This window comes from Rheinheimera aquimaris, assembly GCF_020531985.1.
GTDB classification, from domain to species: domain Bacteria; phylum Pseudomonadota; class Gammaproteobacteria; order Enterobacterales; family Alteromonadaceae; genus Alishewanella; species Alishewanella aquimaris.
This window is the reverse complement of record NZ_JAJAVQ010000004.1, coordinates 270,426-283,007: the sequence shown is the minus strand read 5'-3', so window position 1 is coordinate 283,007 and position 12,582 is coordinate 270,426. Positions and strand designations below refer to the sequence as shown.

General features: G+C 48.9%; 14 protein-coding genes. 1 reads left to right on the top strand and 13 read right to left on the bottom strand.

Features of this window, described 5'->3' with window-relative positions; all coding sequences use genetic code 11:
* Positions 1 to 3: 3 nt before the first annotated feature.
* The 11 genes from LHL18_RS13850 to murJ all read right to left on the bottom strand — a co-directional run bounded on the left by LHL18_RS13850 (position 4) and on the right by murJ (position 11,171).
* Positions 4 to 927 (bottom strand): PilW family protein, encoded by a 924-nt coding sequence (locus tag LHL18_RS13850; RefSeq protein WP_226767766.1) that lies wholly within the window; start codon positions 925 to 927, stop codon positions 4 to 6.
* Positions 928 to 929: 2 nt separating this feature from the next.
* Complete coding sequence (gene pilV / locus LHL18_RS13845; RefSeq protein ID WP_226767501.1) at positions 930 to 1,334, bottom strand: type IV pilus modification protein PilV; 405 nt, start codon at positions 1,332 to 1,334, stop codon at positions 930 to 932.
* On the bottom strand, positions 1,334 to 1,927 hold the full coding sequence (locus LHL18_RS13840) for a GspH/FimT family pseudopilin (RefSeq protein ID WP_226767500.1): 594 nt from the start codon (positions 1,925 to 1,927) through the stop codon (positions 1,334 to 1,336). Before LHL18_RS13840 ends, pilV begins: the two co-directional genes overlap by 1 nt.
* Before the next feature lie 112 nt (positions 1,928 to 2,039).
* Positions 2,040 to 2,756 carry a LytR/AlgR family response regulator transcription factor gene (locus LHL18_RS13835; protein WP_226767499.1) on the bottom strand — a complete coding sequence of 239 codons (717 nt, stop codon included), beginning with the start codon at positions 2,754 to 2,756 and terminating at the stop codon, positions 2,040 to 2,042.
* Entirely contained in the window at positions 2,756 to 3,790 is a 1,035-nt protein-coding gene (locus LHL18_RS13830) for a sensor histidine kinase (protein ID WP_226767498.1), read from the bottom strand. The genes LHL18_RS13835 and LHL18_RS13830 overlap by 1 nt, the downstream gene beginning before the upstream one ends.
* Positions 3,791 to 3,894: 104 nt before the next feature.
* Positions 3,895 to 4,824, bottom strand: a complete 930-nt coding sequence (gene ispH, locus LHL18_RS13825; RefSeq protein ID WP_134057495.1) for a 4-hydroxy-3-methylbut-2-enyl diphosphate reductase — start codon at positions 4,822 to 4,824, stop codon at positions 3,895 to 3,897.
* A gap of 3 nt (positions 4,825 to 4,827) precedes the next feature.
* On the bottom strand, positions 4,828 to 5,265 hold the full coding sequence (gene fkpB / locus LHL18_RS13820; RefSeq protein ID WP_226767497.1) for an FKBP-type peptidyl-prolyl cis-trans isomerase: 438 nt from the start codon (positions 5,263 to 5,265) through the stop codon (positions 4,828 to 4,830).
* Positions 5,262 to 5,750, bottom strand: coding sequence for a signal peptidase II (gene lspA, locus LHL18_RS13815; RefSeq protein ID WP_226767496.1), 489 nt, complete (start codon positions 5,748 to 5,750; stop codon positions 5,262 to 5,264). Before lspA ends, fkpB begins: the two co-directional genes overlap by 4 nt.
* Complete coding sequence (gene ileS, locus LHL18_RS13810; protein ID WP_226767495.1) at positions 5,750 to 8,578, bottom strand: isoleucine--tRNA ligase; 2,829 nt, start codon at positions 8,576 to 8,578, stop codon at positions 5,750 to 5,752. Before ileS ends, lspA begins: the two co-directional genes overlap by 1 nt.
* 18 nt (positions 8,579 to 8,596) lie before the next feature.
* A complete protein-coding gene (gene ribF, locus LHL18_RS13805) occupies positions 8,597 to 9,547 on the bottom strand; it encodes a bifunctional riboflavin kinase/FAD synthetase (RefSeq protein WP_226767494.1) in 951 nt (316 codons plus the stop codon).
* Between the two features lie 49 nt (positions 9,548 to 9,596).
* Entirely contained in the window at positions 9,597 to 11,171 is a 1,575-nt protein-coding gene (gene murJ, locus LHL18_RS13800) for a murein biosynthesis integral membrane protein MurJ (protein ID WP_226767493.1), read from the bottom strand.
* Positions 11,172 to 11,346: 175 nt separating this feature from the next.
* Between murJ and rpsT the strand changes: the two genes are divergently transcribed.
* A complete protein-coding gene (gene rpsT, locus LHL18_RS13795; RefSeq protein ID WP_040551604.1) occupies positions 11,347 to 11,616 on the top strand; it encodes a 30S ribosomal protein S20 in 270 nt (89 codons plus the stop codon).
* A gap of 53 nt (positions 11,617 to 11,669) precedes the next feature.
* Here the strand turns inward: rpsT and LHL18_RS13790 are convergent, their stop codons facing one another.
* The gene (locus LHL18_RS13790; protein WP_134057507.1) at positions 11,670 to 11,972 is read right to left on the bottom strand and encodes an ArsR/SmtB family transcription factor; all 303 of its coding nucleotides are present in this window, start codon (positions 11,970 to 11,972) and stop codon (positions 11,670 to 11,672) included.
* A gap of 120 nt (positions 11,973 to 12,092) precedes the next feature.
* A complete protein-coding gene (locus LHL18_RS13785; protein WP_206109662.1) occupies positions 12,093 to 12,464 on the bottom strand; it encodes a response regulator transcription factor in 372 nt (123 codons plus the stop codon).
* Between the last annotated feature and the right edge of the window lie 118 nt (positions 12,465 to 12,582).

Sequence of the window (12,582 nt, the reverse complement as noted above, 5' to 3'; positions counted from 1 at the left end):
TCCTCACAACCTATTTCTAGCAGCGGCTAAGAACTCTATCGTTCTTTGCTCGTCGCTTAGCTCAATGCTGGTGAATGCAGCTTGGTCAAGCACCACGGTGACATTAACCGCAACCACATTGCCCATATCTAACGCAGGATCAAATGGCACCGGGCCAAAAGCTTGCCCACCTAGCTGATAAGCAAAATTTAGTGAGGCGACCCCCGCAAGCACTTCCTCCGCAACAACCTGCCCTGCAACCAAAGATTCGCGAAATAATGCATTAACAGCGTTATTTCTTAAGCTTGGCGCAACAAACCAACGAACTGACTCAAATCGCATGATCATTGAGTCTGCGGCAAAAAAACGTCCACGAGGATTAGCGCACACAAAAGGGAAATCGATACCAAGATCGGCAGTACAGTTTAGTGTCCCAGCACCGGATGCTGCATGACTGAGAGTAGTAGCGCCCACAGCAGACACTTGAAATATAGAACTGAGTGTATCGTCGCATATCATAGCGATATCGCCTGCAGCGAGATTCGGTGCGGCACTTAACGTAAATACCGGTGGAGCATGTGTAACAACTGAGTTACTAACGCCACTACCGTACATTAATCTTATGGATTCATTGCCTTGTGCATCAGCAGCAAGACCTTGTATTCCACCAACCCAGTTTGCCCACTGCGGCGTAGCACCGCCCACTTCAATAATGCTGACGACGCGAGGAGAATTATTACAACCAGCAAAACCTGCACTGCGAATGTCTTGTGACAGTAATTGAAATGTTAAACGAACACTGTTTTGCAGGTTTGACAGATCTGTTGTTGCACGTGCTGTATTTTGATTTGATAAAAATACACCAATCACTCCCCCCAGCAGAACCAGCCCCAGCACCATGGCAATCATTAATTCAACCAGAGAAAAACCTTTAACTCGTATAATCATTCTCACGGCCGCATCTCCATTACGACAACAGAGTTTGAATTCATACGTTTATCTGACCAGTCAATCGTGACCCGATAAATACCATTGTTCCATGCTACTTCCGCACATGTTTCACCATCAGTCGCGTTTCTGACATCGGTAAACCACTGCTCTGTACCCTCGACCGGGCTCTCACACGACATATTGAATGCACCGGCCCTTGCAGCATTTGCTTCAACTCTCATAACTTCAAATAGTGTTTCTGTCAGTACCACCGCCATTGCTCTCTCATGTGCAGTATGTGTACTTCGCAAACTAACAGACTGTAAACCTGCTACCCCAAGAATACCAATCGCCAGCACCAGCACTGAGATCAATACTTCCAGCAAGGTCACGCCTTTTTGTCCTTTCATTGATATATTCTTCATTACTGAACCTCCGGCGGTAATGTACAGCTTGTACTTGTGTTATTTGTAACATCAACCTGCCCACCAGAGCTTATGCCTATGTCCCGGATTGCTATCTCATCGCTAATATTCAAACATACCCGAAGAGCAGAATTTAAAGGAGCTCCATCAGAATTACGGACTAACCCCTGAGGAAGAAAACGAACTTCACCATCAGATTGAGTAATCTGGTTACCAGATATAATTTGGATACGTTCAGACAACAACATCCCAGAAGCAATGACACTCCCAGCTTGAATACCCGGGTTTGGTCTGGCCTGAGCCACGCCGACTATCCACCCCTGCCAGCCGCCAGAGGGTGGCTCCGAGCAACTCAGCTCATCAGCCGAATGACAAAACAACACTGCTTGGTTTCGCTTTACAGCTTCCGCCTTCGCCAAATTCAAAGCAGCAACGAACTGATTTACCTGCCCGGTCAAACGATTTCCCTGTACTAAAGAATTAAACGACGGTACCGCGACCAGCATTACGATAGATAACACCACTACAGTGACCATTAACTCTACTAACGTAAAACCCGCAGAGTTATTAGCTGGTTTCGGACAACTGCTCATATACATTCCTGAATTTAATGCCTGATAGAGATATCTGGAATTTAAACCTATCAGGCGCTGACAAACAATACGAATGACTTCAGGATGAAAGGCAGTTTCTGCCGATAAGCGGTTAATCCAGCGCGAGTTGCTGTTTTACTGCAGGTAACGCACGACGGCTGACTTCGAGCTTTTCGTCGATGCCATCCAGGACGATATAGTGACTGCCACCCGGCAGCGTTAATAATGACCGGAACCGATCACGGTTAATCAGGCAATTCCGGTGTATTCTCAGCAACATCTGGGGGTAATGCTGCTCAAGCTGCGTTAAGCTAAAATCCAGCAAGGCCGAGCCTTTGGCAAAAACCATGCGGGTATACTTTTGGTCTGCGCAAAAGTAATACACGTCACTGAGCTTTGTCTGGCGCTGCTGGTTACCAAGCTGATAACTGATTAGCACCTCGTTGTTGCCGGTTTTATCAAGATGAGCCCGCGTCAGGGCGCCAACCTTTTTCAATGCCAACGCCAGGCCATCGGCTGATACCGGCTTTAATAAGTAATCAGCAGGACTGGCCTGATAAGCATCCAGCGCGTGTTGTGGATGCGCGGTAACAAAAACCACTGCCGGCGGCACCGGTAACTGCCTGATCTGACAGCCAAGGCTGATGCCATCCTGGCCCGGCATGGCGATATCCAGCAAAACCAGGTCCGGCTGAAGCTTGTATATCTGCTCTATAGCCTCTGATGCGTTTTCAGCCTCCGCTACACACTGATGCTCAGAAAACTGTCCAAGCAGTCGTTTAAGGCGGGATCTTGCTAAAGGCTCATCATCAACAATTAAAATACGCATTAACTTACCTGTCCTGACACTGGCAGCACCAGTTTTACACGAAACACACCTTCTACAGCACTTTGTGTTAGTTGTGCCGCCGCACCATAATGTAGCTGTAACCGCTGACGAATATTGTTAAGTGCAATACCATTACTTTTGCGTACCCGGTTTTGCACAGTAAAGGGGTTAGTAACAATAATACTGACCGACTGGTTGGTTTGCACAACATCGATTTTAAGAATGGCATTTTGCGTGCAGCTTTCAATACCGTGACGAACAGCATTCTCAAGCAAGGGCTGTATTGTCAACGCAGGAACTTTAATATCAGCGATATTCTCCGGCTGCAACCACTGTACCTGCATGCGCTCTCCCAACCGCCATTGCTCCAGAGACAAATACTGTTTAGCCAGCGTCAGTTCATCGGCCAATAGCACCACTTCGCCGGCATGCAAAGCGGCGCGGAACAATGCTGATAAATCCAATAAAGCTTGCTCTGCGGCTTTCGGGTCAACATGAATGAGTTCAGCTGCAGTGTTCAGGCTGTTAAACAAAAAATGTGGTTGAATACGCGCCTGCAAGGCGTTGAACTCGGCATTACTCTGCGCCTGCAGTTGCAAACTACGCTCGCTGTGCATAATAAAAAACTGCATAGCAATTATCGCAACAATAAGCGCTACCATAGCATTGCCTAAGACAAAAGTTGGCAAAGACTGACTAAACTGAGCAGACTTGCCGGCAAAAGCCGTAAAGGCCAGGCAACTGACAATGACAGTCAATGACAAGAAAATACCGGTGCAGCTAAGCAGTATTCTGGCTGGCGATAAACGGTTCAGCCGGTGGCGCAGCAAACACAGCAGCAAGGTGCTAAGCAATGCTACCCAATGTACAAATAAACTGATTAAGCCAAGGCGCTGCCATAAATCTGTATGTATTCCGGGCGCGAATGCCAGAACCACTGCTACGGCCTGCGCCAGAACAGCGCAGCGCAACAAAAAACGGCCATGACATAAATAAGGAAGCGTTAAAGCTGGCAAAGCCCATTGCAGAGACATCGGGTTATCCGGCGAATATCAGTTATTCACCATACTACACTGAGTTAACTGACGATGTTAAGCCTGCTAGCCACACGACGCAGCAGACTTACCAGATGGTGGCATCAGCGTAACTCTGCCGGTATAGCAAACACCACATTTTCTTCACGGCCGGGGTTTTCACTTACCGTCTTACCACCCCATTGCTGTAATTGCTTAACCACCTGTTGCACCAGCACTTCAGGTGCTGAAGCGCCGGCGGTTACACCAACAGCCCGCACACCTTCTAACCAAGCTTGCTGAATATCAGCAGCAGTGTCGATAAGATAAGCGGTGCAGCCCATTTTATCAGCCAGTTCACGTAAACGGTTTGAATTACTGCTGTTCTTCGCTCCCACCACCAGAAGCAAATCAGCTTTAGCGGCTAAATCACGCACGGCATCCTGACGATTTTGCGTCGCGTAACAAATGTCGTCTTTGCGCGGCCCTTCAATGTCTGGAAACCGCGAGCGCAGCGCATCTATAACATCGGCGGTGTCATCAACCGATAATGTCGTCTGGCTGCTAAAACACAACTGAGCCGGATTTTTAACACTGAGCGTTGCAACATCTTCCGCCGATTCAACCAGATAAATGCCACCTTCTGGATTATCATACTGGCCCATCGTGCCTTCCACCTCTGGGTGACCGGCGTGACCTATCAGAATACACTCTATGCCTTTACGACTGGCACGGGTAACTTCCATATGCACTTTGGTTACCAATGGGCAGGTGGCGTCAAATACCTTTAAACCGCGCTGGCGGGCATTTTCACGCACCGCCTGCGATACACCGTGGGCACTGAAAATCACAATATTGCCATCGGGTACTTCGTTTAGCTCGTCAACAAACACCGCGCCGCGCCGGCGCAGGCCGTCTACGACAAACTTATTGTGTACTACTTCATGCCGCACATAAATAGGCGGCTCGTACAGCTCCAGTGCCCGTTCAACAATGCTGATTGCCCGGTCGACACCGGCACAAAAGCCACGCGGATTCGCCAGTAAAATGTCCATAAGTCAGCTTACCTGTACAATTTCAACACTGAATGTCAGTGTTTGCCCGGCCAGCGGGTGATTAAAATCTATCGTTACCGACTCGCCCACCACTTCACGCACCAAACCCGGCATTTCTGAACCATCAGGCATGGTAAAGCCGATGATCATACCGGCTTTCGCCGGCGCATCGGCAGAAAACTTGCTGCGGTCAACATAATAAATATTGTCCGGGTTTGGCATGCCATAGGCATCCTCCGGCGCAAGGGTAAAGGTTTTCTTATCGCCGGCTTTAAGCCCGGTTAACTGCGCCTCAAATGCCGCAGAAATACTGCCATCACCCATTTGCAACTTAGCAGGCTTGTTATGCACGCGCGTGCTTTCAGCGGCACTGCCGTCAGACAACTTTATATCAAAGTGAAAAATCACGCTGCTATTGGCGCCAATTACTGCTTCGGTCACTTTTTCACCTCGTTGTTACTAAAACTGTCCCAAATTAACAGCGCGGCGCCAATACAGATGGCCGAATCAGCGATGTTAAACGCCGGATAATGCCAATTCTGATAATAGACATGCAGAAAATCGATCACGTAACCATAGATGCTGCGATCGATAAGATTGCCAACTGCGCCGGCCAGTACCAATGCCAATGCCATATTCAACTTCAGCTGTGCTTTGCTGTTACGCGCCAACCACACCGCCAGCACCACACTTATTGCCACAGCTATTAAAGTAAAAAACCAACGCTGCCAGCCACCGGCGTCACTTAAAAAAGAGAACGCCGCACCATAGTTGCGTACATAAGTCAGGTTAAACACCGGCAGCAGCTCGATAGAATCGAACAGCTGCATATTGGCAATCACCGCCTGCTTGGTCAACTGATCAACCATTAACACCAAAGCAATCAGCCACCACAGGCGCCAGCCACTTTCTTTAAACAACGTCATTATGCAAATACCCGCTGCTCGCCTTCGCCATCAACGTTGGTTACGCAACGTAAACACAAATCAGCATGGGCAGCATTGGCGCCGACATCATGCCGGTGATGCCAGCAGCGGCTGCATTTAGCCGCTGTTGATGCCTGAACCTGAACCTGCAAGCCCGGTAGCTCTGTTGCTACGGCATCAGCTGGTGCAGTATCAGTGCTGACCTGAGCCGTTGACGTGATCAATACGAAACGCAGTTCATCACCCAGTTTGGCTAGATCACTGGCCAGTGCAGCAGAAGCGTATAATGTCACCTCAGCCTGCAAAGAGGCGCCGATTTTGTCTTCGCGCCGCGACGCTTCCAGTACTTTATTTACTTCATCCCGTACCTGTAATAACTGCTGCCAGAAGTTGTCGTCAAACTTACCGCCGGTTAAACCGCTAAAACCAGCATACCAAACGCCGGTAAAGACAAAGTCATCACGCGTGCCCGGTAATTCCTGCCAGATTTCCTGTGCGGTAAAGCTCATGATAGGCGCTATCCAGCGCACCATCGCTTCTGCAATATGGTATAACGCCGTCTGGCATGAGCGACGGGCAATACTGTTAGTGTTAGCGGTGTACTGGCGATCTTTAACCACATCCAGGTAGAAACTGCCAAGCTCAACGGTACAGAAGTTCATCAACTTCTGGCTCACCTGATGGAACTGGTAATTATCGTACGCTTCGACAATTTCCTGCTGCAGTTTGGCAGCGCGGTTCACCACCCATAAATCCAGCTCAACCATCTGCTCAAACGGCACCGCATCGGTTGCCGGGTTAAAGCCGTTCAGGTTTGCCAGCAGGAAGCGGGCGGTGTTGCGGATGCGGCGATACTTGTCGGCGGCACGGTTTAAGATTTCATCCGACACTGTCATTTCTGATGTGTAGTCGGTTGTCGCTACCCACAAACGCAGAATATCGGCACCCAGCTTGTTCATCACATCCTGTGGTGATACCACGTTGCCAAGCGATTTGGACATCTTGCGGCCATCACCATCAACGGTAAAACCGTGGGTCAGCACCTGCTTGTACGGCGCTTTATGTTTAATACTGACACCTGTCATCAAAGACGACATAAACCAGCCCCGATGCTGATCTGAGCCTTCAAGGTATAAGTCGGCCTGATCTGCGCCGCCAAACTCTGGCCGCACATCGACAACACAGGCATGAGTTACGCCTGAATCAAACCAGACATCCAGCGTATCACTGACCTTAACGTACTGCTTAGCATCATCACCCAGCAGGGTTGCGGCATCTAAGTCAAACCAGGCCTGAATACCCTCTTTTTCAACCAGCTGCGCCACTTTTTCCATCAGCTCAGCCGTATCAGGGTGCAATGCACTGGTGTCTTTGTCGACAAACAGTGCTATCGGTACACCCCAGGTACGCTGACGTGAAATACACCAGTCCGGCCGGCCGGCGACCATTTTTTCAATCCGTTGCTGACCCCAATCCGGGATCCAGCGTGTCTGGTCAATCTGCTGCAAAGAAGTGCCGCGCAGGCCCTGTTGTTCCATACTGATAAACCACTGCGGTGTGGCGCGGAAAATAATCGGCGTTTTATGCCGCCAGCAGTGCGGATAACTGTGCTTGTAAGCTTTGTGTACTAACAAAGCACCAGCGTTTTGCAACGCTTCTACCACGCTGTCATTGGCTTTAAATACATGCTGCCCGGCAAACAAAGGCGTATCAGGTAAGTAAACACCATTGGCGCCTACCGGGTTTGCCACTTCAAGGTTGTATAGTTTGCCTACAACAAAGTCTTCCTGGCCGTGGCCAGGCGCGGTATGCACACAACCGGTACCAGATTCAGTGGTGACGTGCTCCCCCATAATCAGCGGCACATTAAAGTCATACAGCGGGTGTTTTACCTGCACCAGTTCAAGTGCTGCGCCTTTGGCAAAGCCAAGGGCATGGTAATGTTCAATGCCGGCACGTGCCATCACATCTTTTACCAGATCAGTCGCCACTATCAGCCGCTCAGCGCCTGACGGCCCCTGCTCTACCTGTACCAGGCTGTAATCAAGCTTGGCATTTAATGCCACTGCGCGGTTAGCCGGGATGGTCCAGGGTGTTGTCGTCCAAATCACCACTGATACTTTTCCACTACCACGCTTACCTTCGGGGTGATCAAAACGGTCGACAGCCGACTCATCCACCAGCTCAAAACGCACATCAATGGCAGGTGACACCTTGTCCTGATATTCCACTTCTGCTTCAGCCAGCGCCGAGCCACAATCGGTACACCAGTGCACCGGCTTAAAGCCCTGCTGTAAATGGCCATTACCGATGATTTTACTCAGTGAGCGGATAATATTGGCTTCAAAGGCATAATCCATAGTGCGGTACGGGTTTTGCCAGTCACCCAGCACACCTAAACGGACAAAATCAGTGCGCTGTGCATCAATTTGTGTTGCCGCATATTCGCGGCACTTTTGTCTGAATTCTGCAGCAGTCAGCTTGGTGCCCGGTTTACCGTATTTTTTCTCAACCACAAGTTCAATCGGCAAGCCATGGCAGTCCCAGCCAGGTACATAAGGCGCATCAAAATCGTCCAGCGTTTTAGCTTTAACGATAATATCTTTCAGAATTTTGTTAACTGCATGCCCGATATGAATGTTGCCGTTCGCGTAAGGAGGGCCGTCATGCAGAATAAAGGTTTTTTTACCTTTTTTTGCTGCACGGATCTTGCCGTACAGATCTGCTTCTGTCCATTTGGCCAGCATTTGCGGCTCGCGCTGCGCCAGATTGGCGCGCATCGCAAAGGCCGTCTCCGGCAAATTCAGGGTATGCTTGTAGTCGCTCATCCGTTATGTTCCGTCTTATCAATAGTGGCATGGGTGGCTGCTGCCCCCCTGCTGAAAAAATGTTTTTGCAGCTGTCACATCCGCTGCAATTTGTTGTTGTAACTCGGCCAGACTGGCGAAGCGCTGCTCGCTGCGCAGCTTATGCTGCAATAACACCTCAATCTGACTGCCGTATAAATCACCTTTAAAATCAAACAAATGTGCTTCCAGTTGTTGGCGTTGCCCTTGCACCGTTGGTCTGTTGCCAATATTAGCTACACCCATAAAGCTGCCAAATACAGTGTTCGCGGTAATGGCATAAACGCCTGCAACCGGCAGCTTGCGCCGGTATAAAAACACATTCGCGGTCGGGAACCCAAGATCCCGGCCTAACTTTCTGCCGTGGCGTACTCTGCCAGTCAGAGCAAAAGGTCGCCCAAGCATCTCTGCTGCCAGCGTTAAATTGTCATCGGCCAAGGCCTGACGGATCAAGGTGCTGCTAATCCGCTGCTGCCCCAGTAATAAACTGGATGTGCTACAAAGCCCAAACTGATGCTGCTCAGCTGCTAGTGCCAGCAGTTCAAAACTGCCGCTGCGGTTTTTACCAAAGCGAAAATCATCACCGACGATCAGCTGCTCTACACCCAACTGTTTTAGCAGCAACTGCTGAATAAACTGCTCGGGAGCCTTGGCAGCAAAATCAGGTGTAAAGTGCACACATAGCAACCGGTCTATACCAAGCCCAGCCAGAGCCACATATTTCTCACGAAACCGGCTTAAACGTGCCGGCGCCGAATTACCGGCAAACAGCTCCAGCGGCTGTGGTTCAAACAACATAACACAGGAGGGCAGCTGCATTTGTCTGGCAATAGCAACAACCCTGGCCAACACAGCCTGGTGCCCAAGATGCACACCATCAAAATTGCCGATAGTCAGCACACAACCGCGATGACGGGGCTGAATATTATGTAAGCCGCGTATTAACTCCATGCCTGCTGTTTTGCCCTCTGGTTACAAACCGCGCATTATAACCACTTAATTAATTGCTTTCAGCAACAGAATTGGCTTTAAAATGCGCCAACCTGACGCCCAGCAGCCATAACAGCGTAAAATATCCGACGATAGCGGACACGCACAGCAGGCTAAGCCGCCATACCTGGTGGCTAAAACTCAGCTGCACCCAACTGTTAAGCGTGGGTGTTTGCCAGTACAGCAACGCCGCCATCACGCCACTGGCAGCAATCAGTTTGGCCAGAAACCAAAGTGTTGTCTGTGTTAGTTGGTACACACCGGTGGTTTTTAAACCTCGGTACAGTAAAAAAGCATTTAAACTGGCCGACATCGCAGTTGCCAGTGCCAGGCCAACGTAGCTTAAAAAAGGTGCCAACATCAGGTTAAAGGCCATATTCGCGATCATTGCAATGATCCCGATGCGTACCGGTGTTTTAATATCCTGCCGGGCATAGTAACCCGGTGCCAGTACCTTAATCAGCATATAACTGAGCAGGCCTGTGCTGTAAGCAATTAAGCTATAGGACACCATCAGCACATCGTGCTGACTGAACTCTCCCCGCATAAACAACAGTGCGACTATCGGCTGGGACAACACCATCAGCCCAGCCATAGCGGGAATACCGAACAACGCCACAAAGCGTAACGACCAATCCAGTGTCTGGCTAAAACGGGCGGTATTTTCACTGGCATGATGCCGTGACAAATTAGGCAAAATAACGGTCGCAATGGCAATGCCAAACAAGCCGAGCGGAAACTCAATTAACCGGTCAGAGTAATACAACCAGCTGACAGCACCGGTCAGTAGAAAAGAAGCAATGACTGTATCAAGCAGCAAATTAATCTGGCTAACCGACACACCAAACAATGCCGGTAGCATTAACTTTCTGATCTTTACCACGTTATCGTCGCGCCAGCCCCACTTCGGCCAGACCAGCAAACCAGCTTTGGCCAGAAACGGTAACTGAAACAGCAGTTGTACCACGCCACCAATGAACACGCCCCAGGCTAAAGCCAGAGCGGGTTCTTCAAGCGTAGGCGCCATATACACCGCGCATAAAATCATCGTGATGTTCAAAAAAACCGGCGTAAATGCGGCTACAGCAAAACGGTTGTAGGTGTTCAGTATTGCCCCTGAAAACGCGACCAGACTGATAAACCATAAATAAGGAAAGGTAATTTTTAACATCACACTGGCGAGTTCAAACTTATGCGCATCCGGGCCGTCGTATAGCCACTCGACAAACCAGCCCATACCAAACAGCATCGCAACCAAAGGCGAGGCAATAACACCAAACAGCGTTACCAGCGTAACCACCACGCCTAAACTGCCGGTCACTCTGGCAAGCAGCAAACGTACAGCGTCATCACCATGCTTTGCTTTTACCTCTGCCAACACGGGCACGAATGCCTGAGAAAATGCACCTTCAGCAAATAAACGCCGCAGAAAATTTGGAATACGATTAGCAAAAAAGAACACGTCAGCTGCGGCACCGGCTCCAATAAAGTTAGCCACCACTACGTCGCGCACCAAACCCAGCACGCGTGAAATTAACGTCATAAAGCTGACAATAAGACCCGATTTCAATAACTTTGCCGACACGACAACTTCCTTCTGTAAGCCAGCGGCTATTTTGCCCCGTTAGCACAACAGATTACCAGTAGCGCGACAGATTAAAATCTGCGACTTTCCGGTGAAAGCATTTGACAACGGGCCATTAAATAGGCATATTATGCGGCCTTTGATGGGTCCGGTTTAGTTTTTTAGGAGTGTTACCTTGGCTAACATTAAGTCTGCTAAGAAGCGCGCAATTCAATCAGAAAAACGTCGTCAGCAAAATGCTTCACAACGTTCTATGATGCGTACTTTCATTAAGAAAACCTACGCAGCGGTATTAACTGCTGACGTAACTGCTTCTACTGAAGCATTCAAGAAAATGGTGCCTGTTCTGGATCGTATGGCCGCTAAAGGTCTGATCCACAAGAACAAAGCAGCACGTCATAAAGCTCGTTTAAATGCTCATGTTAAAGCATTAAGCGCTGCTTAAGACACAGTTCCAACAAAAAAGCCGGCTAATGCCGGCTTTTTTGTTGCTGTTATTTACTTATCATCCGAGCAATACAGTTTATGCAGCAATGCAATCAGCGCTTCAGCTTCTTTACTGTTAAGGCTGTAATACACCGTTTGCGCGGCTTTACGGGTTTTTACCAGTTTATGCTGACGTAATAATGCCAGATGCTGCGACAACGCAGACTGACTTAGCTCCAGCTTTTCATTCATCTCACCAACGGATAATTCCCCATCTAACAAATGGCAGAGGATCAGTAAACGTCGCTCATTGGATACCGCTTTTAACAATTTCACTGCCTTGGCGGAATTTTGCAGCATATCCTGTAAATTCATTACACCTAACTCTATCTGACTGATTGGTTCAATATTACCGACTCAGGTATAAAGCGACAATAAAATGATTGTTATTTAACAAAGAATAACGATTTTTGCGATAACAGGGATAAAAGCGGCTTAATGCAACAAGGGTCTGACCAGACTATTGATACGATTAGCGGTAAAAGGCTTGATCACAAAAGCACGGGCGCCATTTTCCACAGCCTGCTTCAGATTCTCTACACTGGAAAACGCCGATACCATGAAAACAACAGTATGCTGTTGCTGCAGTTTAATTTCTTTAAGTAGCTGATGACCGTTTACATCTGGTAAATGGATATCCAAAAACACCAATTGGGGCTGATGGTCGTCGAACAATTGCAGCGCACTGCGTCCGTCGGCGGCTTCGTATACTGATGTAATTCCCATCTGTTGCAATATCTGACTGATATAGCTGCGCACCGCGGCAACATCGTCAACAACTAATGCACTAAAAGGTGCTGTTGGCATAATCGCGTCCTTAACTGCCTGAATTCGCTCCGTCTGACTATTTATCTTTTCTATCTGCTGGCGCTGTGGAGCCTGCATAAAAAGTGGTACAGTCAGAGGTACTGTATCAACAGCGGGA